This window comes from Microcystis aeruginosa FD4, assembly GCF_009792235.1.
GTDB lineage: Bacteria > Cyanobacteriota > Cyanobacteriia > Cyanobacteriales > Microcystaceae > Microcystis > Microcystis viridis.
Map to the genome: position 1 here is coordinate 4,670,881 of NZ_CP046973.1, position 26,091 is coordinate 4,696,971.

A 26,091-nucleotide genomic window follows, 5' to 3' on the forward strand; every position below is an offset into this window, starting at 1 on the left:
GGTTTTGGGGTGGTTACTGCGTGCGCGTTGCGGGGGGTGTTGGGGTGTTAGGGTGTTAGGGTGTTAGGGTTTTGGGGTGTTGGGGTTTTAGTTGAAATTCCCCACTCCCCCACTTCCCCACTCCCCCACTTCCCCACTCCCCCACTTCCCCACTTCCCCACTTCCCCATCACCCCACACCCCAATTCATAATTTATAATTTATAATTCCCACACCCCACACCCTACACCCCACACCCTACACCCCACACCCCACACCCTACACCCCACACCCTACACCCCATACCCCACACCCTAAACCCTACACCCTCTTTCAAGTCAGTTTTTTGAAAGATTTTCTAAATAAACCAATAAATCGGCCATAGCTTGAGAATCGGGCTGAAATTTGGGCATTGGTGGGGTTTTACCGCTAATTACCTGTTCAATCAGACTAATTCTCGATTTGCGATGGGAAACGTCCTCTAAACTTGGTCCGACGATGCCATCAGCAAACTGACCGTGACAAGCAGCACAGTTAATCTGAAAGATTTCGTAACCGCGACTGACATTACCTTGTCGGGATAACACCTCTTTAATGTAGGGATCCGACATCTTAGCCAGATGAAAAGCAATTAAAAAGGTGCTAATCAGCAATAAAACCACGATTATAACCATTAAGAATCGATAAAGCCCGAATTTTGGTTTAAATAACTGACTATTCACGAAAGCTGCCGAAGAAAAGATGAGTTCCTCTTTACATTTTGCAACTTTTTGTCCGAAAATTCCACCGCCGCTGCTAGAGATAGGCAAATGGAGAATAATATAAGACAAAACTGCATCTTTTTCTAACCCTCTAGCAATGAACCTATTAACCAGACTGGAAGATTGGCCCTATATTATCTTACCTATCACCATCATCCTCAGTTTCCTGCTGTTGGGATGGCTCGTAGAAAAGCGCGTTGTCAGTCAACTTTTATCGATTGCCAGAGAAAAAAACCTGCGTTTCTCGGAAGGGGTTTTACGCTCCCTGCGTGGATTAAGCATACTTTGGTTCGGACTTTTGGGGTTAAATATTGCCCTCTCCCTTCCCAATCTTCCCCTCTTTCCCTCCCTCATTCTCCTGAGCAAAACATTTCTGCTAGTGGCTTTTTTAGCTTCAGCTACTTGGGTTGTTGCTCAATTATCCGTGGAAATATTACGAGTTTATACCACGGGAGATGATGGCATTTCTTCCCTCACTTCCCTATTTGAATTTCTCGCCAAAGTTATAATTTTTAGCTGCGGTTTTTTGCTTATTCTAAGCTCGATTGGCATTTCGATAACTCCCCTGCTTACTGCCTTTGGTATTGGGGGTGTTTCCCTCGGTTTAGCTCTCCAAAATACCTTAGCTAATTTAATGTCAGGGATTAATATTATCACTTCTAAAAAAGTTAGACCGGGAGATTATATTGAACTGAGAACGGGAGAAGCTGGTTATGTGCGAGATGTGGATTTAAGATGCACAGTCATCGAAGAAATTACCAATAATCTTTTGGTCATTCCCAATGCTCAGATCATTTCTTCTAGTTTCCGTAACTATAGTTTACCGGATAACTCCCTACTGGTTCCCGTGGAAGTGGGCATTAGTTACGATAGTGACTTAGAAAAAGTCGAAAAAGTTACCCTAGAAGTTATGCAAGAAATCGCTCAGTTATTGCAACCTCACCTCGGTAACTATAAACCCTTGATCCTTTATCGTAAATTCGATTACTATAGCATTGTGCTAACAGTTTATCTCAAGGTGGTAGAAGAAGAATTTTTTCAACATCTCACCATTAAACACGAATTTATTAAACTCCTACACCGACGCTATCAGCAAGAAGGAATTAAAATTCCCTATCCAATTCTTTTTCCCTATCCCCCCAGTAATCCCCCTAGTTAACTTCAATTCGCTATCGCAACAAACCATTGAAATGCGCGGACAACTTACAATTGATAATTCTCCTTAAAAAACTTACGAGTCATCGGTTGGACAACTTCAATACCGTGGCCTTCTCCTAATAATTCTAGGGGTTTTCCTTCCACTTGAATCCAGACTTTGGCATTGGGATCCTCGCTAGTAGTAGTATAGATGATTTGTGCCAAACGACCGATCAGCATATCAGGACCATCATCATTACCAAACTCGCGCGAGAGATTAATCTTAATTCCCGTTTTATCTACTTTTAAATCAAGTAATTTAGTCCCGGGGGGAATAGTAGTCATATCCTGAGGATTACTTGGACCAGCTAATAGTATCTTCAATACTGCTGTTAACTCTCGGTCGTCGCTATCTGCTTTTTGAACGGTAATTTCTTGGGTGACTAATTGATTACCCGTATCAGTCACTTTTAACCAATAAACCTGTCGATTTTCCCTAACAGGAATAGCTGCCGGAGTTGCTGTCGGACTTGTCTCCACTGGACCTGGAGAAACCGGTTTAACAATTGGCGATTCAATTATCGGCACTGGACTGGGAGATTCAATCGGGTTTTCGCTAGTTTTCTGGGGGGAAGATAGGTGATGGACGGCAAACCAAGCAGTGGCCCCACCAGCAGTAAATAAAGCGAGACCGATACCAATTATCCAAGGCAAAGAGATTTTATCACTAGAGCGAGAACTAGGCATAATTCAGTTATCAGTTATCAGTTATCAGTTATCAGTTATCAGTTATCAGTTATCAGTTATCAGTTATCAGTTATCAGTTATCAGTTATCAGTTATCAGTTATCAGTTATCAGTTATCAGTTATCAGTCGAACGCTTTTATTCTCCCCATCTCCCCATCTCCCCACCACCCCACTTCATAATTCATAATTCATAATTCATAATTCCGATCTCATCTTTTCTGACCGTTAAATTTAGTTGGGGTTCCCCGATCGAGGTTCAATTCTGCCAAAGACGGCTATACTCAGCTTATCATCGTCGATCTGCAATTGTAGAAGGCGGGCGATAATTCCTTGTTTCTCGAAGTTTTTTAAATCTAACTGGGTGGATATACCCTCGGCAAACCCCTTGAGAAGGCGCGAGGAGATGCGACGACCATTAAGAGTGGCTGTGGGTTCAATAAGCTCGATTTTTCGCCCCTGCACTAGCTTAAATCCCACTTCTAAGCTCAGATTGAGGCTGGCTGCTGGTTCGTCTGGCCTTTGGGTCTCTAGCTGCAGGCTGAGGGTGACTCGATTATTATTAAGAAAATTAAAATTTGCTTGACTAAGTTGATATTTTGTGCTACCAAATTCTCCCCTAGAGGGAATCAGATGATTAATCAGGGTCTGAATTTGCTCTTTGACCGCTGCCGATTGTAAAGCTTGATTAACATTAGTTTCCGTGAGGACAAGATGCAATGCTCCCGCAGCCGGTCGGCGCAGTGCGGCGGCTAAACTGCCGTTTTTTTGCTGTAATTGCCGCAAATCGAGGCTAATTGGCTCAGTTTCTAGCTCGATCTTCTCAATACGAACATCAGCAAGGGGATAAATTCCCCGTGCAGAAATGCGAACTCGAGCGATTTTGCCTTGCAGAGCCTGATAATTGGGAGTATTATCGACTCTCACGGCTAATTGTTCCACTTTTTGGACTTGGGAGCGAAGGGTATGGGCTAAAACCGTATCGATAATTGCCCCTGCGGGGGTTAACAGGGTCAAAACACTAGCGAGAGTGATTGTTAGCCATTCCATCGCTCAATTACACCCATCCAGCTAAATTTTGCCAAGCATTAGTCAAAAGCTGACTTAACCAACGTCGTTGCACTTGATCTAAAATCGGGTCTTCTGCGAGAATTTCTTCAGTCAGATCATCGAGAGATTGACCCTGAGCGCGGGCCATTCTAATAATTCCCGCAATCACGGCAGCGATCATCTCCTCATCGACGGGACGCTGTCGGAGGGCGGCAATTTCTTCGGGGGTAGTCGGGATGGGATAATTCATAATCAGATGGGGTAGGCTGTGTATTAATCTAGGTGTGTAAAGTTTTTTAAACTTTTTTCAGAAAACTTTTTGTGTAGTCTAGCGTAATCAGACGATTTTTGGGTTTAACAACTAAATCAAGATGAAAGAAATACTTTACAGAGAAATTCCGACTCCTGACTCGATCGCCGTTTGTCAGTGGTTACAATCCGATTGGCAACCCGGAAGCGGTGTCAAGACAAATACACCTAACGGGGTGAGATTGCGCTTATCGGAGGCGATCGAATTGTCGATTTTTGTCTGGACGCTGCAACGGACTACTTATTTAAAAGTTTTCCGCTGGGGTGAGCGATCGCATGACCGAGAAACATCCCTGACTCAGCAGCTCGATCGAGCTTTACAAAAGCGTTTTCCGCCGCAGTATAACACGATACCAAATATCGATCAAAAAAATCACTCAATTTTTACAGCTTTAGAAGCGGACTACCCCCTAACGGTTCATTACTTCCGCAAAATGCCGCAAGGGGAGGCGGACTTAGAACGCTTGTACTGGTGGGAAAAACGTTGGCGCGACAGTGCCAAAAATCCCCAACAACCGCAGCCAGTAATTTTCTCTAGCAGTGAGGAAAATGATCATCCCATCGCCTACGACTTAATTTATATTGGTGGTGCCTTGGGGGCAATTCATGCGGCACAGATGGCCAAATTAGGTTATCGAGTCCTCTTAGTAGAAAGACTACCTTTCGGACGGATGAATCGGGAATGGAATATCTCTCGATCGGAGTTTCAAAGTTTAATTAATTTAGGCCTATTTACTGCCGAAGAATTCGAGGAATTAATCTTCCAAGAATACATCGATGGCTTTAATAAGTTTTTTGATGGCAATAATCCCCCCCATCTGAAAGCCAAAATTCTCCATACTCCCACGGTTTTAAATATCGCCATTAATTCCGATAAATTGCTGCAATCCTGCGGTAAAAAAATACAGGATCATGGCGGTACAATTCTCGATCAAACGGAATTTATCAAGGCTGATATTACCGCCAATAGTGTTACTGTCACCCTTAATCATGGTGGAGAAATTCAACAGATAAAAGGCCGTTTATTGATTGATGCCATGGGTTCCGCTTCTGCCATTGCTTGGCAATTAAACGGAGTGCGCGCCTTTGATAGTGTCTGTCCGACGGTGGGGGCAGTAGTAGAAGGATTCGAGCCGGTGGTGTGGGATTCTCACTATGGCGATGTCTTAAATTCCCATGGCGATATTTCTAAAGGTAGGCAATTAATTTGGGAATTATTTCCGGGGGAAGGAAAAGAATTAACCTTCTATCTATTTCACTATCATCAAGTCCATCCCGATAACCCTGGTTCTCTGTTGGAAATGTACGAAGATTTCTTTACTATTTTGCCAGAATATCGACAGTGTGACCCAGAAAAATTAACTTGGAAAAAACCCACTTTTGGTTATATACCGGGGCATTTTAGCACAGGCAAAAAAGATAGAATTGTCTCCTTTAATCGCATTTTAGCTATTGGGGATGCCGCCTCCCTGCAATCACCGTTAATCTTTACTGGATTCGGTTCTTTGGTGCGTAATTTAGAGCGCTTAACCCATCTTTTGGATACGGCCTTAAAACACGATTTACTAACAGCTAAAGACCTAGAAAACGTGCGGGCCTATCAAAGTAATGTGGCGGTAACTTGGTTATTTTCTAAAGGAATGATGGTTCCTACGGGAAAAACCCTACCCCCCCAAAGAATTAACGCCATGCTAAACACATTTTTCGGTTTATTGGCCGACGAACCGCAGGAGGTTTCTGAAACTTTTATTAAAGATAAAACCGATTGGTTGACCTTTAGCCGTTTAGCAATTAAAGCGGCCAGAAAAAACCCCGCTTTACTGGTATGGATAGCAGAAATGGCTGGCAGTCAGGATTTAATTCGCTGGTTGGGTTCCTATCTCGATTTTAGCCTTGATGGAGTCAAAAATTTGCTTTTTGGTTCCTGGTTTCCCCAATGGTTAAAAAACTCCCAAAGCTGGCTAGAAAAAGACAATCCTCGCCTATGGTTAAAGTTATTGAGTTTTAATTATGGCCTAAGAAATTAGGGGATATTTATCAGGTAAACTTTCATATAAAGGAAAGTGAGAACTGAGAAGTTGGTTTTTAAAGTTCGATTGGAAGTTAATCACACTAAACGGGGAGATATTCGGTAGCAGTTAAATAATCATAATAAAAACCACTCCACACACAGAGGACACAGTAGCGGCTCTTGTCGGGTGCGTTAGTGATAGCATAACGCAGCAATTTTCTTAAGATGGTACGTTACGGCGCGATCATAATTTAATTATTAACAAATTTCCTTTAAATACGCGCAAACACGCACCCTACAAGCTGATTTAAGAGAAGTAGAATCTTTTATTTAGTCAATAGTTAACATATAATTGAGTTAAGGTGTTCTCATTCAACGATTTTCCCTATGGCACAAGCTCAGGAACCGAACGATAAAAATTATGAAGTGGAGCCTCAATTGAGGAGTCTTAATCGGCGCCTGGAGCGTCTGGAAGATACCCAAGTGACAGGAAGAGAGCTAAACCGGAGTTTTGATCGGATCTATGAGGAAATTGATCATCTTGAAGATAAAGTTGATCGGCTTCAATCTAATTTTGAAGAGTTTCGTGATGAGATTAACCAAAAATTAGATACGATTTTACAACATATTACGGGCATCAATTAAATTGCGATCGCCTGATTGACAGGGATCATCAATAAAGTCTTATCCTAGGTTGGGTTGAACGTGCTTTGAAACCCAACACTTTTAAATAATTGAGTTGGGGTTCCTTACGTCAACCCAATCTACAGATTACTAAAAATTGTTGATAAGTAACAATTTTAGTTATTCCAAATTGTTGCAAAATTAATAAATCTTGATCGCCTGTAATTAAAAAGTCAGCTTGACTATCTTTGGCTAAGGCTAAAAGGTAGTTATCTTTAGCGTCTCTACAGATATTAATTTTTGATTTAGTCTCAATACATAACCCAATTATGCTTAAAAGTTCAAGTAACTCTTGAACTTTACTTTGGGGAAAATGCTTTTGTAATTTTGGTCTTTTGGTAACAAGGTTAATTTCATTAAGTAGCTGTGGAGAAAAAATCGGCACAAGAGTTTTTTCAATCAGTAGATATTTTAAACTGGCTAACTGTTTACCAATAAGAAAGCTAATCCAAAGGTTAGTATCAATAATAACTTTAATCGGTGGCTTGTTGTCCATAAATTTCAGCCCTAACTTCCTCCACTTCTTCGGTAATTGTCTCTAGGGAAAGCTCATCAGTTTTAAAGGTTTCTAAAAGTTGGGTTAATTTTTGATTTAAAGTTTCTTTTTCGAGTTCTTTACTGAGTTGTATTTTGTCACTTTCTGGGAGTTGTTTAACCAAATCTAAAATCTGGTCAAAGTTTAAGGTTAGTTGGTAAGTTTTTTGGTTCATTTTCTCAAATTATTGTTTATTGATAAAGCGAGGTATTAGGTATCAAGTGCCTGAAAAGCTCATGTTTACGGGAGCAAAACCACTAAAATTAGACTTGATAAAAAACCTGAGATTGTTATATTCTACAGGTTACAAGTTTTTGCACGAGAGAGCCACGCCCCACCCACCAATTATATCATTCATTCTGCCTGAATATCAAACAGGAACTAGAAACCTGTTACTAGGGAGAGATTGCTACGGGGGGATATTCGGTAGCAGTTAAATAATCATAATAAAAACCACTCCACACACAGAGGACACAGTAGCGGCTCTTGTCGGGTGCGTTAGTCATAGCATAACGCAGCAATTTTCTTAAGATGGTGCGTTACGGCGCGATCATAATTTAATTATTAACAAATTTCCTTTAAATACGCGCAAACACGCACCCTACAAGCTATCAAAAGAGTCAGGCTTATCCAAAGAATGGACGATTTTATGGATTGGATTAGGGAAAAAATCTATAAACTTCTCTTCTGTGTAAGAATCGACTAAAGATCAGTTCATCGTTAATAATTGCAACACCAATGCGATAATCTCCTATTTTGATACGATAAAAACCCTGATAACCTTTAAGCTTTTTGAGGTTTTTTATATCATCCAGTGTTTGAGCTAATTTGCATTCATTGACAACAGTTTTGATCTCAGATAATAGTTTTTGATCTTTAATTTTTCTTAAGTCTTTGGAGAATTTAGCTACAAATTTAATTTTCATTCAGCTTCTCCATTGAGAATAGCAAAAACTTCTTCTTCTGGAACAAATTCACCATTTAATCCTTCCGTAATAGCATTAGCTAAACCAATATCTTCTAAGGCTTCGATAACAATTTCATAAAATAGTTCCCGTTTGTTTTGCATCATTTCAATGAGGATTTCGGTTAGGATTTCTTTGGTTTTTTCTTCGGTAATGATCGATGACATTGCGGTTAGTCCTTTGAATTATGAATTATGAATTATGAATTATGAATTATAAATTATGAATGGGGAGCGAGGGAACAGGTAACAAGCCAGAAAATCGGCGTACTTCATGACTTTGAATACCGCTATATGTATTATAGGTTACTGTAACCCACTATGTCAAATTGGCTGGTGTGTTACATTAACATTAACGCACCTTACGAGATCGGTGATCGCTGCTTGTTTGAGTTGATCGATGAGAGCATTATCATTCACAGATTCACTATGTAATAAAACTAGGTTCGTTGTCGAGGCTCTAGCCCGATTTTCCCCAGAAGTTGGCGAATTCAGCGCAACTACGAACCTTAACTTAACCTACAGATTACTACCTCAATTTTTTCCCAAAAAATCGACCCGCCGCTAGGCGGGAAAAAGAGAAAAATTGAAAAAAGTAAAAAAGGGTAAAAAGGGAAAAAAAGGGGAAAAGGGTTACAGAGTCCTCCCAGCACCGCACACCACCCGAAAACTGAAGTCGTAGTTGTTGTCGCGGCGGTTGAGGTAGTATCGGAAAGCGGAACGGCAGAGATAAGGATCGTCGCACCAAGAACCGCCCCGCAGTGTTCGATCATCATTATCATTTGTCAGCCAAGCACTGCCATCCCTTGGTGCATTCTCATAGTTATAGTGCCAATTGTCTTCGCACCACTCCCAAACATTGCCACTCATGTCATAAAGCCCCCAAGCATTTGGCTTTTTCTGACCAACAGGATGAGTTGTATACTGAGAATTTCCGTCATACCAAGCATAATCTCCTAACTGATTAGCATCATCACCGAAATAAAAGCGAGTGGTTGTCCCTGCACGACAGGCATATTCCCATTCCGCTTCTGTGGGGAGGCGATAGGTTTTCCCGGTTATTTGACTCAATTTTTTACAAAAGGCTTGAGCATCGTTCCAATAAACCCATTCTACCGGATTTTGCGGATTGTTTTTATAATTAGAGGGATTTGTTCCCATTACTGCTTGATATTGTGCCTGAGTCACCGGATATTTGCCAATCGCAAAACTGTTTACTTTAACTAGATGTTGAGGCTTTTCAGACTTGTCAGTATCGGGATCACTGTCAGGAGATCCCATGAGAAATTGACCTGCTGGTAAGCCTACCATCTCCAGTGTTACTCCCTTGGGTAGTTTCTCTGTAAATGGAGTTAGATTTATCGGTTGAGGACGAAATTGAGTAATAGACTGACATGAAGAAACAACACTAGCGACACTCCCGGCTGTAACTAACCCCAACTGTTTTAAAACTTTACGGCGCGACCATCTTTTTGACATTTTTTCAAGCCTCCTAAATTTTTGAAGTAGGTGAACTATGGGAATCTTAAGAATTAGTAAAGTGTAGGGTGGATTAGTCGGTTACAAATCCGGTCAAAAAAACAAAATTAACAATCCGCCGTAACGCACCAATTCTATCATTAATTCTACCTGAATATCAAACAGTAACTAGAAGCCTGTTCCACGGCATGGGAGTTAGGGGTTGTTAACAGGGGGAACAGTGATGACAAAGCGGATGACAGTTCCGATAACTGCTGTTGCCAAGATGGTGATTAATGCCCAAATTTGTGCTTTCTGGGAGCCTTTAATCTCTTTTAAATCACCTTGTAAGGTGTTGACTTCTCCCTGTAATACCTTGAGGTCTCCCTTGACTTCGGCCTCGAATCTGACTTGAACAATCCTGATCTCTGTGACATCTTTCTGGAGCGCGTCTAGCTTCTGATTGGTATCTTTAAGATTCTGATTAATCTGGTCTAGGATTTTTCCTAAATCGGTTTCGATGGTGCGGCCGCTCATGGGTTAGACTCCTAATTAATCGGTGCGCTCACCAATGATTGTAGATTGTAGAGTGCGTGTTTGCGGTTAGTAATTCGGTCAAAAAAATAAAATTAACAATCCACGCTCTAGATACTAATTATATCACTAATTGTCCCTGAATATCAAACAGGAACTAGAAGCCTGTTCCACGGGAACTTTAAAAACCCACTTGCGACTCTCCTATACTTTTAAACAGGATTTAGTATCACTCCCTCATAATGACATTCGATAAACTACATGGCATAGCAACTTTTTTCGGAAGTATCAAAGTGAGTAAGCGTAATTTTTTGGGCGAGGATAGAAGTTTTTTGCGGCAAAAAAACAGAACGTTGCCGGAAATATTCGCCAAAATATTGACGGTAGAGAGGACAACTCACTCGGCAAAATTTACCTTGTCGGTGAATCAGTCCGAGACTTTCTAGGTGAAAAGCTGCCATTAAATCAATTTCTATGTCTTTTTCTGCCATCACCACCTTAGCAAAGATAGCCGCTAAATTGCCTTTTAAGTATTGCAGATGCGAAAGTAAACGTTTAAGATGATCTGCAAAAATATTACTTTCCTCCTCGATCGAAGTAGCTAAAATGGTTTCTAGGGTACAATTACCCCGAGCAATATGATAGCAAGCAAGACGAATTAAATAGGGATTACCCCCTAGAAATATTCGTAATTTTTCGGAGTCAAAATTCTGATCTAATCCCTGTCTTTGACTTAATTCTCGTACTTGTGCGCTGGTAAAATTAGGCAATTTGATCGGTAGGCCAAGACTAAAAGGAGATTGATAGATATCTGAAGGTTGATAAACCTCTTGTGCATGGGAATAGGCGACAATTAAACGTAATTTTTGCCAGAGGGGTTTGTTTTTGCCTTCCTCGTGCCAGAGGTGCAGAATACTAAAAAATTCTTCCCTTAGCTGTGGATAGGATAAAAGATATTCAAGATCATCAAAGGCAATCACTAAAGGGCGATCGAGATGGGAGAAAATATGCTTTTCTAGATAGATTTTACAGTTAATTTTACCCCCTAAGAATTCATCCCAATCCTGTAGGAGATGATTTTCTAAATCTAACTGGCGACTAATACTAACACAAAGCCAACGCAGCCAGTGATTTAAATCTTGAAAAATTGAGCTTTCTGCTAACCGAAAACTGAAATAAAGCGTATGGTATTGCTGTTGTTGTGCATAATTAATAATTCTAGTCATCAGGGAAGTTTTTCCCATTTTTCTGGCCGCGTTAATCCGGATAAGACTACCCCCGCGCAATATCTCTTGATAACAAGTCTGTTCTAGATTGTTTCTGTTGATATAAAAGGGGGAATCGAGGGGGACTTGCCCCTCTGGTAACTCAGGCAATAGTTGAGGATTAATAGTATCAGTTTCTGGCAAGCTAGGACGATAATAATCGCTATTTTCTAGAGTTAAATTAAAAGCTTGAAAACAATGTTTCAGGGTTTGTTTATCCACTCCCGATTCACAAGCAAATACCTTCATCAGAGTATCTACCCCTAAAAGAGTTTTCTCGCTGAGAACTTCTAGGGTGAAACGATGACCGCGATTATCCTTATATTCCGCTTCTTGTTTGGCAGTAAGTAATTTTTCTAGTCCGGTGGGGGTGAGGATAACCCCGCGTCTGCGGCGCTGTTTTTCTGGTTTTTCCATGATAGTTTTTCCCTGTCCTGAACTCAAACTCTTCACCTCTAGAGGTTTTGAGTTTCCTATAGACTTCTCCTCAACAGGGACACAATCAATTCCGTAATTTTACCGGTTTAGCCATCGAGAAGCTAGGGAAAATAACTAGACCACTTATTTTCTTCGGCTCTATCGAACCTGTCATGTAAAACTATCAATAACTTATGCTTGTAAAGCTTATATACTAAGGCTTTGAGTTTTTGTTAAATTGATATTTATCAACTTTAGAGACTTGCTGGGCAGAGGGGGAGCTTGAGGAATTTTCTACAGTGTAAGTTCGGAAGAACCTTTTCTTCTCCGTCTGAGTTATTTCTGGGATAGGGATAAATCTTAGCCCACTTGCTGACGATAGCTATTCATTTCTAGACTATCTTCCCCATAAAGATCCTCAATGTGTTGATGACAGCAATCGATCGCAAATTGCTCAAATTCTCTCGGTTCGATTTGATACATTTTGGCAAAAATATCCGGTTGAACACGACAAAATTCCGGTCTCTGGTCATAAATGGTACAGAGACGGGTTTGGCGATCGAAGTTTATACACCAACCATCTTCCCCCACCATGCTGAGATATTGACTTAATTGTGCGGGAGTCAGATATTCTTCTAAGTCAGGACGCTCATCGGGATTTAGTTGACAACAAGCTCCACAATTTTTAATACATTTCCAATTGCCCATATAACCGGTGTGCCACGATGAGTTAATCCTAGTACCTATTGACTAGCTTACTAGCAATTAGTCCCAATTTTGCCTGCCAGCAGCAATTCCCCTCAATAGTTTTAATTTCAACCTGCGATCGGTAGTGAAAGAAATGGGCGTTGTAAGGGTCGAACTTACGGCATCCTGCTTGTAAGGCAGGCGCTCTACCACTGAGCTAAACGCCCGAATCAATTTCGCACTTTCTCACTATAACATATATTTTTAAAAAAGGATATTATTTTTTTGAGCAAGTTGATTTTTTTCCGATGCCCTCTGGCCGAACTCACGATCGCATTACCCTAATTCTGTTGCCACCGATTGCGGGGGCGAGTTTTTTGGTCAGTGGCAGTGGTAAATTAACCCTGTTACTCTTGGCCAGTTATTTGTTTAGCGGATTCCTGTTTGGACCGGATCTTGACATCCACTCGGTACAATACAAACGTTGGGGTTATCTGCGCTGGTTGTGGCTACCCTATCGTTCCATGATCCGTCATCGCGGTTGGTTATCCCACGGTTTCTTGATCGGCACAATTTTTCGGTTATTTTACTTCGGTAGTTTTCTTTTACTAGCGGCGATCGTCATCATTCCGATCCTGCAAAGTTTCTGGGGTGTAAACTGGGATTGGCGACTGTGGCCGCAGCAAGCGATCGCATTATGGCAACAGTATCCCCGGGTAGCGATCGCTATTTTCCTGGGTTTAGAATTAGGAGCGATGAGTCATAGTTGTAGTGATTGGATCGGATCGGCCTATAAAAGTTCTCGAAAAGTGGCTCAAAAACCGGTAAAAAAGAAAAAACGTTAATAATCCCTGTCCACAATTTCTAATTAGAGTTTGCTGAATAAATATGAAATGTAGGCTAGGTAAGGACTTTGGGGCTTTTCTCGCAAAACAGGTGCAAGGTTTTGAGAGAATCGTGGTTCAAAACCTTGCCTCTTCATCAGCGATCGCATCCTGTAGGGGCGAAGCATTCGGATAGGAAATCTACGGTTTCAGCGATAGGTTATTGCCCGAATGCTTCGCCCGTACTTTTTCAGCAGACCCTAATTAGCCTTACTTTGATATTCTTGCCAAGTTTTCGGACTGATAAAGAGAGTTCCTTTTTCTGGCTCTTCGGTAATTGTTATGCAAATAATTAACTTAAAATAAAATTCGATAAGAGTACCTACGCTCAAAAATAGCTCAAACCCAAACAGGGAAAGATTTTAGGCACAAACAGGTTAATACCAAAAGATAGACAATTGAGTTAAGATTTGATATAATAGCCAAAAACGAGATTATTTTACTTATGATGCTTGACAAATTTTTGAACCTAAAAGGAACGTCTATTCAAGGCTATCTACACCTAGAAAATATCGGTATAGTTTGCCGAATCGAATCGAAAAATCAAAAAGCAACCTGTCCTCATTGTGGGTTAGAGAGCGATAAACTACACCAAAATCATCGACATTTAGTCAAAGATTTACCAATCTCAGGACAACCAGTGTACCTACAAGTTAATCGTCGTCAATTTAAGTGCAATAATTGTCGAAAACCCTTTAGTGAAGAGTTAGATTTTGTCGCCAAGAAACGAACCTATACGAAAAGACTAGCCGAGAATATACTCGAACAATTAAAAGAAGGAGATATTTTAAATGTTAGCCGAAGAAATGACGTAACGGAAGAAGAGATTCAAAGAATGATAGAGGACATAGCTGAAGAAATTACAGAGACAGACCTATCGAAATTAAAAAGACTAGGAATTGACGAAATCGCTCTAGTCAAAGGACAAAAAAATTATTGTGCGGTTTTAGTAAATTTAGATACGGGAAAACTAATAGCTATTCTAGAGAAGCGAACACACTCTTGAATTGAGGGAAACGCTTACGGGATGGGGAAAAGAGGTGTTAGAGCAAATTGAAGAAGTCAGCATAGACCTTTGGTTGCCCTATAAAAATTTGGTGAAAGAATTGATGCCATCGGCCGAGGTAGTCGCCGATAGATTCCATGTCATGAAACAAATTAATCAAGAGTTAGATGAACAGAGAAGAGCAGAAAAAAGAGCCGTAGAAGCGCAGAAAAATAAAAAACAGAAAGCGGAAAAAGAAGCAAAACTAGAAGTTTTAAAGCGAAGTAAATATAGTCGGTTAAAAAATGAAGAAAATTTAACGGAACCCCAAAAACTCAAACTAGAAGCTATCAAAGAAAATTTGCCAAATTTGAAAAAGATGCACGAGTTAAAGGAAGAATTTAGAAAGATTTATGAAACCTCAGAGAATCCGACAGAGGGAATGCTATCCATCTCAGAATGGTTGGCAAAATCCTCCAGTGTTTTTACCAAGAGTTGTCAAACAATCCGAAACTGGTTTGGAGAAATTATTAGTTATTTCGAGCAAAGGACAACGAATGGGGTGGTCGAGGGAATCAATAATAAACTTAAACTAATAAAACGGAGAGGCTATGGCTTTAGAAACTTTCGGAATTTTTGGGTTAGAAGTATGTTATCTTGGCATCTTGTATGTTGATTTAGCATAAAGAGTAACGAAGAGCCCTTTTTCTTGCTGGTCGGGGAACTGGATATAATTTTTCTCTAAATAATTCTTGAGTTTTGGTGATTGCAGAAATTGCTTTTCAAATCGATAGAGAAAAACCAAATCGGGCTGTCTTTTTTCGATAACTTCTAGGATAAAATCCCCATCAAGATTCTGATTGATAAATCTCTTTCTGGTAATGACGGCAGTTTCTGGAGGTGTTTTCAAGAAATATTGATATATATAGTGAGGATTGTCGGTTAACAGAAGTTTATCGGAGTTTTTAAATTTTTCAAACACAGCTTCTGCTAAAAGAGGTTTATACCTTTTATTAGATTGAACGTAGGCATTAATTGAGGGATCACGATTGGTGATTATTCTTAAGGTGTTAAAGAGAAATTGACCAGACAGGGGTAGAAAAATCAGCATTTTGAGAACTAATTTCCTAGTTATTTTTCGATTTTGCCTAAATTCTGCGAGACTATCAGTAATTTTTAACTGTTCGACAAATAAGGCAATTATCCAAACGGCAGGAATAATTAAATGGATATAATAATAAGGCCAAATTGGCGCAACTGTAGCAAATCTGAATAGATTAGAACCTAACCAGACCAACGGCGGTAAAAGTGGTATTATATTGCGAGTAAAAACCATCGCTATAATAGCGATCGCTGTTACGATTAGATAAATTGGTTCGTGCTGTAGGGTGCTTTGTAAGAGAGTCCATAAGGTGAGATTTTCTTTACCGAAACTAGCGGCAACACTGACATGAGATTTAATAATATTTTCGTAGGAAAAAGGAAAAATAGTCAGGGAACCCAAGACAAAGACTAAAACGACAGCGACTGACCAAATAACAATATCAATAATTCTTTTAATAAAACTATTCTGTTGATTGAGAAAAATAATTAAAGCTACAGTTGGGATAATAGTAATGCCTGAAAGTTTAATTTGCAGGGAAAAAACAAAAGCAATGGCACTGAGTAAATACAGCCCATACTTAAGCTTACCCGTGGATTGAAGGGCTTTAAAGATAATAAAAATACTTAAGATTGTAAAAAAAAGTGAAGGTAACTCCCGCAACATTATCGTTGACAGAGTAATATAAACTAGACAAGTTGAGAGAATAAATACCGATAAACAAGAGGCCAATATTCCGCAATTAACTCTCAGAATTAGATAAAAAATTCCTAACATAATTGTGGACAAAGAAAGCACCATAATGCGCGCCGCATGGATAGTAAATCCTGTCAAGCTTAACCAACTATTTAGTAAAAGAGATAAACCCGATAAATGATCGTGCCAAACTTGTTCGTAGAGACGATAACCTTGTTTGGTGACGTAGGCAAGTACCATGGCCACCGCTTCATCATAATTAAGGATATAGGGATAATGAAGCGGGACTTTCCAGAAAACAATCCCCAGAAAAAAAACTGCAATGGCAATTAATGCCATTAAATCAAAACGATCAGATTTCTTATTCATACACTTTTTCTGGACAAGAATTGCTGCGTATCTTATCACAGATCGAGACATCAGTTATGGGTTAAAAAAGATACAAAGATTACTTTTCGGAACTACGCCCTAAATCTTTAGATCTATGATAGGCCGCCACTACTGCCTCGATAATTGTCGATCGAAAAGAGCCTTTTTCTAATTGTCTCATCCCGGCAATCGTAGTTCCCCCGGGGCTAGTGACGCGATCCTTTAATTCTCCAGGGTGTATGGCCGATTCTTTTAATAGGGTTGCCGTCCCTAAAACCGTTTCTAAGGCCAATTGAGACGCGATCGCTCGCGGTAATCCAGCCGCCACACCACCATCGCTTAAAGCTTCCACCATCAAGGCCACAAATGCCGGGCCCGATCCCGATAATCCTGTTACCGCGTCCATCAAAGCTTCGGGAACTTCCACCACCGAACCGACCGCGGCAAAAATATCTCTGGCTACGGCCAGATGTTCCGGTTCCGCATGACGACCAGGTGCGATCGCTGTCACCCCTTGTCCCACCGTGGCCGGGGTATTGGGCATCGTCCGGATCACGGGGCGATCGGGAAAGCCCATTTCTAAGCGATTGAGGGTAACTCCCGCTAAAATCGAGATAATTAGGGGTTTTTCGGGTATTCCTAGCAAACTATTCACTACTTGCTCTAAAATCTGCGGTTTTATCGCTAAGATTAACACCTCAGTTGCTCTAGCTGCTTCCCGGTTATCCTCACTGACTTGCACTCCGTAGGTGTTCACCCAAAAGTTGCGCCGTTGAGACTGGGGTTCACCGACTAACACCGTTTCGGGGCTATAAATATTTTTTTTTAATAAACGGCTGAGAATGGCCTCGGCCATCACTCCACCGCCAATAATTCCTAAACGAATAGACACAGTATTATTGAAAGTAAAAAGTAAAAAAGGCAGATTTAGAGGTCTTATCCAGAAAAAAGGCATCCTCTCGAGCCATCGATCGACTTCTAGCTTCTACAAACTTGACGAGAGGACTATGGAAGGATTCATTGAGCTAATCGACTGCTTTCGGCGCCCCAAGCAGCTGCGGGGGAAACGGGACGAGCCATTTTCGGGTTGTCAGCGATATCGTGAATAGTTCCGGAAAGGGTGCTAACTTTAACGCAGCTGGGGGTAAATAGGAAAATACTCTCTCCGATGCGTTCTTGATGACCATCAATCGCGTAAGTGCCACCGGCGACAAAATCCACGGCTCTTTGTGCTTCTTCGGGATCCATGACGTTGAGGTTTAAAACCACCGATTTGCGTTCTCTCAGGGTTTGAATAACTTGGGGCATTTCCTCGAAGGAATGGGGCTCGATCACGACTACTTCTGCATTATTGTTGTTAATACCTGGCATACCGATCACGTTGCTTCTGTTGAGTCCCATAGATGTGGCTGTATTGAGATTTAAAGGTTCGCGTTGACGACGATTAAGGGGTTCTTCTTCTTCGTTTTGATCCTTCTCTTGGGGGGAAAACTGTTCCCAGTTCATTTCTTCGTAGTCGGTTTCGTCTTCGTCTTCTGGTTGTTCGGAGATACCGACAAAATCTTTGAGCTTGGTAAAAATGTTGTTCACAGTCTAATGTCCTTCAAAAGATTTTTTTGGGTGGTCTTGTCTAGAGTCGGGGTTATTTATTGGCCTTTAACAATTCTTGCTCTCATTTGGTACAGGGGAACTATTTTGTTAAGGCTTCGTCATTTTAGTCGTCTGGAGACAGCGGTTAGTTCCCTCTTTTCAGTTATCAGTTATCAGGGGATAGTTTTCAGGGATTGGGAAAAAGTCAATTCCTCATTTCTAACCACCAGTTTCTAGATTGGGCGCTGCAATTTTAATATATATTATCACCGATCATTAAATCTTCTAGGGGTTTTTTCTGTAAATTTACGGAGATGGTTCACTAAATCCGCTCGCCAAAGATGCCGGTTCCCACCCGGATCAAAGTGGCTCCGGCCCTGATGGCCAGAGGATAATCGTCAGACATCCCCATTGATAGATGAGGCAGGCGTAAACTAGAGCTATTCTCGATTATTTGGGCTAAATCGCCAGTTTTTTCAAAGGCGGCTAACTTTTCCCCCGCAGATAATCCTCGAGGCAGAATTGTCATCAAACCCTGAATTTTTAGCTGTCTACAGTTGACTAAAGCGGGAAGAGCTGCTAGTAATTCGTCCGTGTCCCAACCGAACTTATCGGGATCGGGGACAACTTTCACCTGTAGCAAAACTTGGGGATTAATCTCTAATTCCCCAGCTAGGCGATCGAGTCTTTGGGCTAATTTTAAACTATCGAGGGAATGGATTAAATCAAAGGATTCTAGAACTTTGCGGGCTTTATTTGCCTGTAGATGCCCGATAAAGTGCCAAGAAATATCTGGCAGGTCTTTTAGTTCTTGCTGCTTCGAGATTGCTTCCTGTAGCTTACTTTCAGCAAAATCTCTCACTCCTGCTTGGTAAGCTTGACGGATATAATCGCTCGATACCTGTTTACTGACGGCAATCAGGCGCGTGGAGGGGGGTAGGGTAAGACGGATTGACTCGATACGACTAGCGATCGTCATGAACTAGACTGAAAAGGTTTGTTGATAAGTTTGGTTGAGACTGTTAAATTCTTGCACATTACCGCGCCGTCGCAAATTCCGCAGCCGGTTTTCCAGTAAAAGACGAGCATCGGAACGACTAATCGGATCGAACGAGACTTTTTTCGGCCCCACCGTCACCAGAAAAAAAAGACGTTGGGCATAAAGAGTGGTAAATAATTCCTGATGTTCTTCTAATAGACACACTCTGTACAATAGACCGAAAGTGGGATGATTGAGATAGGTTTCGTTACTCATTCAAGCGATCGCTAAAGGAAAAGGGTTGAGCGAACTAGAAAATTTTTCCACAACAAAATCAAGCGGATGGCTCAAAAACAATTGATTTTTCGGGAGTTTCCCTAGCCTGATTCTACCAGAATCCTTCAACGACAACTAACAGTCCCGGTCTATGTCATGATTTCCTGAGTTTTCCCTTTTTCCCTGTTAACTTGGATACATCTCGGTGACAACTTGTCAACATCAGAAATTAGCTCGGCTGCAAAAATCAAAGATTTTCCCTTTGCAGAGGAGACTCCGAGACAGGAGGATAAAAAAGACAAGAGACAACTAAACTAACGATAAAAACTAAGATTATCTCAAATTTATCTGGGTTTTTAGATATTTTAACCCAATAGCGGCGATCAATGCCCTAAAAACTCACACCTGATCACTGATCACTGATAACTGATCACTGAATCGCTGATCAAATGCCCTAAGCTTGTATTAAGCCTTTTTTAACTTCAAATTCCTTTAACCTCAATCAATATGGATTTTTCTAGTCTTGTTGCCAGTCAGCTAAACGCCGGCGTTATCTGGCCCGAAGGAATCCTGATTATTACCCTGATGGTGATTTTAATCGGCGATTTAATCGTGGGACGAAGTGCCAGAAGTTGGCTGCCCTACGTTGCGATCGCTGGTCTGCTCGCTGCTGTGGTTGCTCTCTACTTTACCTGGGACAATCCGAAACCATTGGCTTTTTTAGGGGCTTTTGAGGGGGATAATCTCAGTATCGTCTTTAGGGGGATTATTGCCCTTTCTACCGCCTCCACAGTGCTGATGTCTGTGCGTTATGTGGAACAAGCGGGAACCTCCCTAGCGGAATTTTTAGCCATTATGCTCACCGCGACTATCGGGGGAATGTTCCTATCCGGCTCTAGTGAATTGGTGATGATCTTCATCTCCCTAGAAATGCTCAGTATTTCCTCCTATCTAATGACTGGTTACATGAAGCGGGATCCTCGCTCGAACGAGGCCGCCTTAAAATACCTGTTAATTGGAGCTTCTAGTTCGGCGATTTTCCTCTACGGTGTTTCCCTTCTCTACGGTTTATCCGGAGGTGAAACCAGTTTAAGCGCCATTGCTCAAAAATTAACCGCTGTTAACGGTGGTCAGTCCCTAGCCTTGGCGATCGCATTAGTTTTTGTGATTGCCGGTATCGCTTTCAAAATTTCGGCGGTTCCCTTTCACCAGTGGACTCCTGATGTGTACGAAGGTTCACCCACTCCCGTGGTCGCTTTCCTCTCGGTGGGTTCCAAAGCGGCGGGTTTTGCCCTGGCAATTCGCCTATTAGTGACGGTTTTCGGTCTAGTCAGCGAACAATGGCGGTTTATCTTTATTGCCCTAGCCATTTTGAGCATGATCCTGGGCAACGTGGTAGCCTTAGCCCAAACTAGCATGAAACGGATGTTAGCCTATTCCTCGATCGGTCAGGCGGGTTTTGTCATGATTGGTTTAACCGCCGGTACTGATGCGGGTTACTCTAGCATGATTTTCTATCTGTTAATTTACCTGTTCATGAACCTAGGGGCTTTTGCCTGCGTGATTCTCTTTGCTCTGAGAACCGGAACCGATCAGATCGCTGAGTATTCGGGACTCTACCAGAAAGATCCGCTCCTAACCCTCTGTTTAAGCATCTGTCTGCTTTCTTTAGGGGGAATTCCGCCTCTAGCGGGCTTCTTTGGCAAGATTTATCTATTCTGGGCCGGTTGGCAAGCGGGACTTTATGCTCTCGTCCTCGTTGGTTTAGTCACCAGTGTGGCCTCGATTTACTACTATATCCGTGTGGTCAAAATGATGGTGGTCAAGGAACCCCAAGAGATGTCCGATGCGGTGAAAAATTACCCCGTTATCAATTGGACCCTTACCGGGATGCGTCCCCTACAGGTGGGTATTGTCCTCTCCCTAGTGGCCACTTCCCTGGCCGGTATCCTCTCCAATCCTCTCTTTACCCTAGCGACGGATTCCGTCACCACTACCCCCATCCTGCAATCGGCAGCCCTGGTGACGCACATTTCCCGAGCGAATTGAGAATCCCTGTTGATTTATCAGCGTTGTCAGATCAGAATAACAACGCCTATTGTAGGGCTAATTCCGGAATTAGCCCTACACCTAATCCGTTTTTAATAATGTGATTAACTCTCATCTTGTTCTAAAATAGAGGCTAAAATATCTGGAGTGAATCCGTTAGCTTCTGCTTCATCACTAGCTTGATCCATAATTGTTGATAATCTCGCCGCTGCTTTTTGACGATATTTTTCTAATTCTAATTGAATAGTTTCAGTTAATTTGTTTTCTATGTTCGCTCGGTCATTGGGTTTAATTTTAGCGTAATATCTAGCAATTTCTAAAGGAACTTGAATAGTGATTTCTGTCTTGCTATTCATGGTAATTGATTGTTTTTTTTACTTTTAATAGACCTCTATTGTAGCACAAAATCACCATACTCATTCAATTTGACAATATTGATGTAAAAGTTGCCATTGGATCAAAAAAATCAATGAATAGAAACATGGACTAAAAATAAACCCCCCTCAACTGGCTAATTGAAGGGGCATTTATTGTATTTTTGATGAGCAATTTAGCCAACTTTTGTGGTTTCTTTTTCGATGGATTGGGATGGCTTTAGTTTGCGCTTGAGGGTTGAAGCTGCGCCGAGAGTGCTAAGGACTCCAAGACCAAAGAGGGAGGCGGGTTCAGGTACTTGTTGTACTTGTTGTACTGTCCCAAAAGTTACGGGGAAAGCTACTGAAGCCAAAACACTTGGACTTGGGGATGTATTGCTGGCGATTTCAAAACCAGGAATACTATCAAAACCAATTACATAAAGTGGACCACCTAAACCCGTGGACGAGTTCACAAACGCTAAATCAGCTGGGTTACTCCCATTAGCATTAGCTGTATTAAAAGTTAACGTTGAAGATGTGGCATTAACCAAAAATTGCCCTGTTCCGAAAACAAGAGAAGTGTTCGCAGCATTTAAAACAGGAAAAGGATTACCATTAACTGTCAGGATAAGGTTAACGTTGGTAAAGGGATTAGGAGTACCATTCTGGATAGTATAGCTGCCTACCGGCACATCTACGGTTCCCACTAAGGAAGCGTTATTACCTGATTCACTCCAACTGCGGTTAACAGTAAAAGTAACGGCCGTTGCTGCCACAGGAGTGAGCATAGCAGCGAGAGAAGTTGCGCCAGCTAAAGCTAGGGTAGGAATTAATCGGTTTTTAATCATCTTGATTGAGCAAACGGGTGACTGGATGCAACTATCGTCTTCCTCGCAGTCAGGTTAAGCAACAGCCCAACCCAAGAGAAAAACAAGACAACGATAGCATACACATCCCCCCCCACAACTGTATCAAAAGCTACAATTTAATAAATCTTTACATTCTTCTCCCTAACTAGCGACTCATAGGCAATAGGCAAAAGGGTGAATAAATAATCAGTTTTTAATAACCGGATTTAGTATTAAGACTTGTTCTAAGCTTAACCTGCTTTTTGCTTTACTCAAATTGGCCAAGTAGAAGACTCATTTGGTTAACAACATTCTCACTTGCTTTTAACGCTTCTTTTCTAATTGCTTGAATTTCAGCCATACTTTTTGCTATTCTCTGCTGTTCAGATTGGGGTGGAATAGGCACTAAAACTTTTGACAAATCATCTACTAAAATAGTAGGAATAGCATGACCTGTCATGTACCTTTTAATCTGACGCAAAAAAAAGTCTGTTCGCATATATACTAATAAAAACAAAGGCTCGACTCCCTGAATATTTCTTAATACTGAAAATCCATTTGAGCAAATTGCTCCGTCTTCATCTTCTGTGATTAGGGCTGTTGCTTGGCGTGGTGTTCCTGTACTTGCTCCTGAAATTGCTGTAATAATATCACCTTTGTACAATCTATAAGTTGCACGAGATGGGGCCTCGTGTGCCTTAATTATTTGTTGGGAAACAACTTGCATTGTACGATAATCAACATCGGAAATAGCGATATATCTAATTTCACTGTCCCTAGCTAAACGAAAATCAGCCGCATCTCTCAAAATATCGGCAATTTCACCTAAAGGTTTCGCCCCAATAGATTTTAGATGTTCTAATAATTTTTGGTCATTGGGTAAATAATGTTCGGCATCCAGTCTCGAATTGAGCAGGGTATTCTTAACTGTATAAATACAATCGCTGTTTTGTGCAAATTCCCCATTGATAAATGACCTAAAAGATTGAGAAATATCATCTATATCATCGTCAACTATTGGCAAACCTGATTTTGTTCGGGCTATAACTCCCGACTCGTTGCGCTTATATATTGTTTGTCCTTTAACGTCATAGCCTATTTTTTTGATTTGTGCCATAAAACAAGAATCATTGTTTGCTGGTAATTTTTGAACCACCAAAAGTGATGTCTTGATTCCAGTGCCGTAGGGTACAAAGGCTTCCGGCGGGATGGAAACAACACCTAATATTTTTGTTTGGGAGCGCAACCAATGCCGAATCGGTCCATTAGAGATATTTTGTAATAAACCATCGGGCAGAATAATCGCCATGCGTCCACCTGCCCGCAATAATTTTATAGATTTCTCAATAAATAAAATATCGGGCGACTGACCCGCTAAAACGGTTGGGGAAACTTCCCAACTATTGGACGCTGATTTATGCCATTTCCGGGCGAGAAGATATGATTTAAGAATTTTCTGGTCTTCTACTTTGCCTTTATTTCCGAAAGGAGGATTGGTCAAGATAACATCAAAAGAATTATTTAATTTTTCATCTTCGATAAGCGCATTAGTGCAGATAATTTCTGAACCTGTGCCACCTTCAAAAACTAAACGAATCATTCCCGAAAGGGCGACATCGGGATTAAATTCAATTCCTGTAATACTTTCTTGCACAAAACTTGCTATATCGAACTCTGGATTATTTTGTCGAACATGGTTGATTGCTTGAATTAAAAAACCACCACTTCCGCAAGCAGGATCTATAATTTTTTCGTTTGGTTTGGGGTCTATCATTTCAACCGCAAGGCGTACAATTGGGTGAGGGGTAAAAAATTCTCCCCTATCTCCACGCTGGTGTCTATTTACAAAAGTCTGGAAGGCTTCCCCTTTTATATCGCCAGATGTTTTAGTTAAATTAATGTACTGTAACCTGCCTACAATATAAGCAAGAGTCAAAGGTTTTAACTTGAATTTGTCATCGGTGAAAAATCCCCGATAATGATTCTTGATGGAGGTAAATAATTGACTGAGACGCGACATAAATTCATCGGACTTATTGGCGACGATGGCTTTATATTCACTTGCTGTAACGCCAAAATTTACCGATTGCTTGGCAGATTTTTCATCATGAAGTTTGATGATGATTAGTTTAACCATCTCGTGAAAAATCTTGTCTTTGAGCATTCCTTCGTTGGCATAAATATAATTATGGCACTCTTCAAAAACTGCCGAAAGATTGTTAGAAGGTCGTAATTCCTGAATTTGGGGGAGTTTTTCAGGTAACAGGCTGTCTTCAGAAAATAACAATCCTTGCTCTTTCATTTTTCGAGTTTGCTGCTGTGTTCTGTCCATTTGTTACAACTCTCCATTTGCTTCTTCTGTAATTAAATATCTATTATCAACCTGCATTTCGTCTTCTTTGACACTATCTTTCTCCTTCAATGTCTGGTAAACATCATTTAGATTTTCATACCAGTCATCAGTGATACTTAATCTTGCGTTGCCAGATTCATCAGTAAACACAAATCCCATGATGTAATTTTGCTGTAAGTGATTTTCATCGTCACCAGATGATTCTAGGTGTTGGGGGTTGGCAAAAAGAAATTTATGCTCTGAATACCGAAGAAAAATGTCAATCGAAATAACGTTAAATTCATCTTTTCGAGGCGTTGCTTGAGTTCTGTTGCTTGAAGCAGATTTGCCAGAAACAAAGTGAGTTTCCAAGACCCGAATCTTTGACATAACATAATTGAGGCGGCTGTCAAATAACGCATTTACTTCTTCTCTTGAAAGATGCTTCAATGCCTTTACTGCGCGTGATTTGGCCGTTTCTCGTTGTGGGTTGTAGTTTTGAATTTCTTCATATTCATAAATGGTTGTTGAAAATTCATCTTGAAACTTTGGCAATTCTCGATGTATCCATTCGATAACTTGTTCTTCGATGTTGCCATTCTGGTCAATCCAATCAATTTTTCCAGAATGTGCAATGAGAAAAATTTTTAATTTCTCGAAGTTGTACAATTTATGCCACTTTTCAGAATTTGACTTTACACCTTTAGATTCCACAACATACCAAAGATTAGATTCTGGTTTGCGAAAATAAAAATCTCCATGGTGATTTGGGTGCTTCCTACCTTCCCATTTTTCACGAATTCGTTTAACTTCAAATCCATATTCTTCTTCAAGTTTCTTTTTTAGTAACAACTCCGTGATTGAACCACTGACATATCCCTGTGCATTAGGGCTGTGCTTCAATGCTTCAAGAAAAATTTCTAAATTAGTCTTAAATACTCGGTGAACAAAATTAGTCAATCGTTCAAAAATGGTCATATTTTCGTCTTGTATTGTTGAGAAAAACCTTCCCAGAGTTGAATAGATAGAATATTTTTAGCCTTGACTCCTAGCAAACCAGTCTTTTAGTGGACAGAGATAATCGCCATCTT

The 26,091-nt window shown here is 40.9% G+C and carries 27 protein-coding genes, 1 tRNA gene and 2 pseudogenes; 6 read left to right on the forward strand and 24 right to left on the reverse strand.

Annotated features, from left to right (window positions below):
- Window positions 1-55: 55 nt before the first annotated feature.
- On the reverse strand, window positions 56-184 hold the full coding sequence (locus GQR42_RS29650) for a hypothetical protein (RefSeq protein ID WP_257792602.1): 129 nt from the start codon (window positions 182-184) through the stop codon (window positions 56-58).
- Window positions 185-316: 132 nt separating this feature from the next.
- The gene (locus tag GQR42_RS23275) at window positions 317-808 is read right to left on the reverse strand and encodes a c-type cytochrome (RefSeq protein WP_158201798.1); all 492 of its coding nucleotides are present in this window, start codon (window positions 806-808) and stop codon (window positions 317-319) included.
- A gap of 28 nt (window positions 809-836) precedes the next feature.
- Between GQR42_RS23275 and GQR42_RS23280 the strand changes: the two genes are divergently transcribed.
- The gene (locus GQR42_RS23280; RefSeq protein WP_158201799.1) at window positions 837-1,898 is read left to right on the forward strand and encodes a mechanosensitive ion channel family protein; all 1,062 of its coding nucleotides are present in this window, start codon (window positions 837-839) and stop codon (window positions 1,896-1,898) included.
- Window positions 1,899-1,942: 44 nt separating this feature from the next.
- Here GQR42_RS23280 and GQR42_RS23285 read toward each other — a convergent pair whose 3' ends face one another.
- The 3 genes from GQR42_RS23285 to GQR42_RS23295 form a co-directional block, all read right to left on the reverse strand.
- Window positions 1,943-2,623, reverse strand: coding sequence for a GerMN domain-containing protein (locus tag GQR42_RS23285; protein WP_158201800.1), 681 nt, complete (start codon window positions 2,621-2,623; stop codon window positions 1,943-1,945).
- A 231-nt stretch (window positions 2,624-2,854) separates the two neighbouring features.
- Entirely contained in the window at window positions 2,855-3,670 is an 816-nt protein-coding gene (locus GQR42_RS23290) for an LmeA family phospholipid-binding protein (RefSeq protein ID WP_158201801.1), read from the reverse strand.
- Window positions 3,671-3,677: 7 nt separating this feature from the next.
- The gene (locus tag GQR42_RS23295; RefSeq protein ID WP_002763591.1) at window positions 3,678-3,920 is read right to left on the reverse strand and encodes a hypothetical protein; all 243 of its coding nucleotides are present in this window, start codon (window positions 3,918-3,920) and stop codon (window positions 3,678-3,680) included.
- A gap of 121 nt (window positions 3,921-4,041) precedes the next feature.
- On the opposite strand from GQR42_RS23295, the gene GQR42_RS23300 reads away from it, so the two are divergent.
- Both GQR42_RS23300 and GQR42_RS23305 read left to right on the forward strand, forming a co-directional pair.
- Entirely contained in the window at window positions 4,042-6,006 is a 1,965-nt protein-coding gene (locus GQR42_RS23300; RefSeq protein ID WP_158201802.1) for a flavin-dependent dehydrogenase, read from the forward strand.
- A 371-nt stretch (window positions 6,007-6,377) separates the two neighbouring features.
- On the forward strand, window positions 6,378-6,635 hold the full coding sequence (locus GQR42_RS23305) for a hypothetical protein (RefSeq protein WP_158201803.1): 258 nt from the start codon (window positions 6,378-6,380) through the stop codon (window positions 6,633-6,635).
- 109 nt (window positions 6,636-6,744) lie between these two features.
- Here the strand turns inward: GQR42_RS23305 and GQR42_RS23310 are convergent, their stop codons facing one another.
- The 9 genes and pseudogenes from GQR42_RS23310 to GQR42_RS23350 form a co-directional block, all read right to left on the reverse strand.
- The gene (locus GQR42_RS23310) at window positions 6,745-7,170 is read right to left on the reverse strand and encodes a putative toxin-antitoxin system toxin component, PIN family (protein WP_158201804.1); all 426 of its coding nucleotides are present in this window, start codon (window positions 7,168-7,170) and stop codon (window positions 6,745-6,747) included.
- Window positions 7,148-7,384, reverse strand: a complete 237-nt coding sequence (gene vap15, locus GQR42_RS23315; RefSeq protein ID WP_158201805.1) for a type II toxin-antitoxin system VapB15 family antitoxin — start codon at window positions 7,382-7,384, stop codon at window positions 7,148-7,150. The genes GQR42_RS23310 and vap15 overlap by 23 nt, the downstream gene beginning before the upstream one ends.
- A 484-nt stretch (window positions 7,385-7,868) precedes the next feature.
- Window positions 7,869-8,135 carry a type II toxin-antitoxin system RelE family toxin gene (locus tag GQR42_RS23320; protein ID WP_158201806.1) on the reverse strand — a complete coding sequence of 89 codons (267 nt, stop codon included), beginning with the start codon at window positions 8,133-8,135 and terminating at the stop codon, window positions 7,869-7,871.
- Window positions 8,132-8,341: a hypothetical protein gene (locus GQR42_RS23325; RefSeq protein WP_002771197.1), complete on the reverse strand. Its 210-nt coding sequence runs from the start codon at window positions 8,339-8,341 to the stop codon at window positions 8,132-8,134. The genes GQR42_RS23320 and GQR42_RS23325 overlap by 4 nt, the downstream gene beginning before the upstream one ends.
- Before the next feature lie 465 nt (window positions 8,342-8,806).
- Window positions 8,807-9,538 (reverse strand): annotated as a pseudogene (locus GQR42_RS23330) (formylglycine-generating enzyme family protein); the annotation flags it as partial.
- 309 nt (window positions 9,539-9,847) lie between these two features.
- The gene (locus tag GQR42_RS23335; RefSeq protein ID WP_158201808.1) at window positions 9,848-10,168 is read right to left on the reverse strand and encodes a hypothetical protein; all 321 of its coding nucleotides are present in this window, start codon (window positions 10,166-10,168) and stop codon (window positions 9,848-9,850) included.
- A gap of 254 nt (window positions 10,169-10,422) precedes the next feature.
- Window positions 10,423-11,847 carry an AAA-like domain-containing protein gene (locus tag GQR42_RS23340; protein ID WP_158201809.1) on the reverse strand — a complete coding sequence of 475 codons (1,425 nt, stop codon included), beginning with the start codon at window positions 11,845-11,847 and terminating at the stop codon, window positions 10,423-10,425.
- 360 nt (window positions 11,848-12,207) lie between these two features.
- On the reverse strand, window positions 12,208-12,555 hold the full coding sequence (locus tag GQR42_RS23345; protein ID WP_158201810.1) for a YkgJ family cysteine cluster protein: 348 nt from the start codon (window positions 12,553-12,555) through the stop codon (window positions 12,208-12,210).
- Between the two features lie 134 nt (window positions 12,556-12,689).
- A tRNA-Val gene (locus GQR42_RS23350) sits at window positions 12,690-12,761 on the reverse strand.
- 81 nt (window positions 12,762-12,842) lie between these two features.
- On the opposite strand from GQR42_RS23350, the gene GQR42_RS23355 reads away from it, so the two are divergent.
- Window positions 12,843-13,379, forward strand: a complete 537-nt coding sequence (locus tag GQR42_RS23355) for a metal-binding protein (RefSeq protein ID WP_158201811.1) — start codon at window positions 12,843-12,845, stop codon at window positions 13,377-13,379.
- A 239-nt stretch (window positions 13,380-13,618) separates the two neighbouring features.
- On the opposite strand, the gene GQR42_RS29655 is transcribed toward GQR42_RS23355, so the two are convergent.
- Window positions 13,619-13,750 carry a hypothetical protein gene (locus tag GQR42_RS29655; RefSeq protein WP_257792603.1) on the reverse strand — a complete coding sequence of 44 codons (132 nt, stop codon included), beginning with the start codon at window positions 13,748-13,750 and terminating at the stop codon, window positions 13,619-13,621.
- A gap of 113 nt (window positions 13,751-13,863) precedes the next feature.
- Here GQR42_RS29655 and GQR42_RS23360 point away from each other — a divergent pair.
- Window positions 13,864-15,079 (forward strand): annotated as a pseudogene (locus tag GQR42_RS23360) (ISL3 family transposase).
- On the opposite strand, the gene GQR42_RS23365 reads toward GQR42_RS23360, so the two are convergent.
- The 5 genes from GQR42_RS23365 to pipX all read right to left on the reverse strand — a co-directional run bounded on the left by GQR42_RS23365 (window position 15,056) and on the right by pipX (window position 19,415).
- Window positions 15,056-16,570 carry an ArnT family glycosyltransferase gene (locus tag GQR42_RS23365; protein WP_158201812.1) on the reverse strand — a complete coding sequence of 505 codons (1,515 nt, stop codon included), beginning with the start codon at window positions 16,568-16,570 and terminating at the stop codon, window positions 15,056-15,058. The pseudogene GQR42_RS23360 and the gene GQR42_RS23365 overlap by 24 nt on opposite strands.
- A 79-nt stretch (window positions 16,571-16,649) precedes the next feature.
- Entirely contained in the window at window positions 16,650-17,462 is an 813-nt protein-coding gene (gene proC, locus GQR42_RS23370) for a pyrroline-5-carboxylate reductase (RefSeq protein WP_158201813.1), read from the reverse strand.
- A 125-nt stretch (window positions 17,463-17,587) separates the two neighbouring features.
- Window positions 17,588-18,160: a cell division protein SepF gene (locus GQR42_RS23375; RefSeq protein WP_158201814.1), complete on the reverse strand. Its 573-nt coding sequence runs from the start codon at window positions 18,158-18,160 to the stop codon at window positions 17,588-17,590.
- A 322-nt stretch (window positions 18,161-18,482) separates the two neighbouring features.
- On the reverse strand, window positions 18,483-19,139 hold the full coding sequence (locus tag GQR42_RS23380) for a YggS family pyridoxal phosphate-dependent enzyme (protein ID WP_158201815.1): 657 nt from the start codon (window positions 19,137-19,139) through the stop codon (window positions 18,483-18,485).
- A 3-nt stretch (window positions 19,140-19,142) separates the two neighbouring features.
- Window positions 19,143-19,415 carry a transcriptional coactivator PipX gene (gene pipX / locus GQR42_RS23385; RefSeq protein WP_158201816.1) on the reverse strand — a complete coding sequence of 91 codons (273 nt, stop codon included), beginning with the start codon at window positions 19,413-19,415 and terminating at the stop codon, window positions 19,143-19,145.
- A 507-nt stretch (window positions 19,416-19,922) separates the two neighbouring features.
- Between pipX and GQR42_RS23390 the strand changes: the two genes are divergently transcribed.
- Window positions 19,923-21,464: an NAD(P)H-quinone oxidoreductase subunit N gene (locus GQR42_RS23390; protein ID WP_158201817.1), complete on the forward strand. Its 1,542-nt coding sequence runs from the start codon at window positions 19,923-19,925 to the stop codon at window positions 21,462-21,464.
- 104 nt (window positions 21,465-21,568) lie between these two features.
- On the opposite strand, the gene GQR42_RS23395 is transcribed toward GQR42_RS23390, so the two are convergent.
- The 4 genes from GQR42_RS23395 to GQR42_RS23410 form a co-directional block, all read right to left on the reverse strand.
- Window positions 21,569-21,820 carry a hypothetical protein gene (locus GQR42_RS23395; RefSeq protein WP_158201818.1) on the reverse strand — a complete coding sequence of 84 codons (252 nt, stop codon included), beginning with the start codon at window positions 21,818-21,820 and terminating at the stop codon, window positions 21,569-21,571.
- 194 nt (window positions 21,821-22,014) lie between these two features.
- Entirely contained in the window at window positions 22,015-22,668 is a 654-nt protein-coding gene (locus GQR42_RS23400; protein ID WP_158201819.1) for a PEP-CTERM sorting domain-containing protein, read from the reverse strand.
- Window positions 22,669-22,936: 268 nt separating this feature from the next.
- Window positions 22,937-24,970 (reverse strand): N-6 DNA methylase, encoded by a 2,034-nt coding sequence (locus GQR42_RS23405; RefSeq protein ID WP_158202561.1) that lies wholly within the window; start codon window positions 24,968-24,970, stop codon window positions 22,937-22,939.
- 33 nt (window positions 24,971-25,003) lie between these two features.
- Window positions 25,004-25,978, reverse strand: coding sequence for a hypothetical protein (locus GQR42_RS23410; protein ID WP_158201820.1), 975 nt, complete (start codon window positions 25,976-25,978; stop codon window positions 25,004-25,006).
- Window positions 25,979-26,091: the final 113 nt, after the last annotated feature.

What these genes read in the sequence shown, in the direction of transcription:
- GQR42_RS23280 (WP_158201799.1), top strand. Translation starts at nt 837, where the DNA reads ATGAACCTATTAACCAGACTGGAAGATTGGCCCTATATTATCTTACCT.
- GQR42_RS23400 (WP_158201819.1), bottom strand. Translation starts at nt 22,668, where the DNA reads ATGATTAAAAACCGATTAATTCCTACCCTAGCTTTAGCTGGCGCAACT.
- GQR42_RS23305 (WP_158201803.1), top strand. Translation starts at nt 6,378, where the DNA reads ATGGCACAAGCTCAGGAACCGAACGATAAAAATTATGAAGTGGAGCCT.
- GQR42_RS23325 (WP_002771197.1), bottom strand. Translation starts at nt 8,341, where the DNA reads ATGTCATCGATCATTACCGAAGAAAAAACCAAAGAAATCCTAACCGAA.
- GQR42_RS23310 (WP_158201804.1), bottom strand. Translation starts at nt 7,170, where the DNA reads ATGGACAACAAGCCACCGATTAAAGTTATTATTGATACTAACCTTTGG.
- GQR42_RS23290 (WP_158201801.1), bottom strand. Translation starts at nt 3,670, where the DNA reads ATGGAATGGCTAACAATCACTCTCGCTAGTGTTTTGACCCTGTTAACC.
- GQR42_RS23300 (WP_158201802.1), top strand. Translation starts at nt 4,042, where the DNA reads ATGAAAGAAATACTTTACAGAGAAATTCCGACTCCTGACTCGATCGCC.
- pipX (WP_158201816.1), bottom strand. Translation starts at nt 19,415, where the DNA reads ATGAGTAACGAAACCTATCTCAATCATCCCACTTTCGGTCTATTGTAC.
- GQR42_RS23405 (WP_158202561.1), bottom strand. Translation starts at nt 24,970, where the DNA reads ATGAAAGAGCAAGGATTGTTATTTTCTGAAGACAGCCTGTTACCTGAA.
- GQR42_RS23395 (WP_158201818.1), bottom strand. Translation starts at nt 21,820, where the DNA reads ATGAATAGCAAGACAGAAATCACTATTCAAGTTCCTTTAGAAATTGCT.
- GQR42_RS23355 (WP_158201811.1), top strand. Translation starts at nt 12,843, where the DNA reads ATGCCCTCTGGCCGAACTCACGATCGCATTACCCTAATTCTGTTGCCA.
- GQR42_RS23390 (WP_158201817.1), top strand. Translation starts at nt 19,923, where the DNA reads ATGGATTTTTCTAGTCTTGTTGCCAGTCAGCTAAACGCCGGCGTTATC.
- GQR42_RS23285 (WP_158201800.1), bottom strand. Translation starts at nt 2,623, where the DNA reads ATGCCTAGTTCTCGCTCTAGTGATAAAATCTCTTTGCCTTGGATAATT.
- vap15 (WP_158201805.1), bottom strand. Translation starts at nt 7,384, where the DNA reads ATGAACCAAAAAACTTACCAACTAACCTTAAACTTTGACCAGATTTTA.
- GQR42_RS23340 (WP_158201809.1), bottom strand. Translation starts at nt 11,847, where the DNA reads ATGGAAAAACCAGAAAAACAGCGCCGCAGACGCGGGGTTATCCTCACC.
- GQR42_RS23410 (WP_158201820.1), bottom strand. Translation starts at nt 25,978, where the DNA reads ATGACCATTTTTGAACGATTGACTAATTTTGTTCACCGAGTATTTAAG.
- GQR42_RS23345 (WP_158201810.1), bottom strand. Translation starts at nt 12,555, where the DNA reads ATGGGCAATTGGAAATGTATTAAAAATTGTGGAGCTTGTTGTCAACTA.
- GQR42_RS23365 (WP_158201812.1), bottom strand. Translation starts at nt 16,570, where the DNA reads ATGAATAAGAAATCTGATCGTTTTGATTTAATGGCATTAATTGCCATT.
- GQR42_RS23335 (WP_158201808.1), bottom strand. Translation starts at nt 10,168, where the DNA reads ATGAGCGGCCGCACCATCGAAACCGATTTAGGAAAAATCCTAGACCAG.
- GQR42_RS23380 (WP_158201815.1), bottom strand. Translation starts at nt 19,139, where the DNA reads ATGACGATCGCTAGTCGTATCGAGTCAATCCGTCTTACCCTACCCCCC.
- GQR42_RS23295 (WP_002763591.1), bottom strand. Translation starts at nt 3,920, where the DNA reads ATGAATTATCCCATCCCGACTACCCCCGAAGAAATTGCCGCCCTCCGA.
- GQR42_RS23320 (WP_158201806.1), bottom strand. Translation starts at nt 8,135, where the DNA reads ATGAAAATTAAATTTGTAGCTAAATTCTCCAAAGACTTAAGAAAAATT.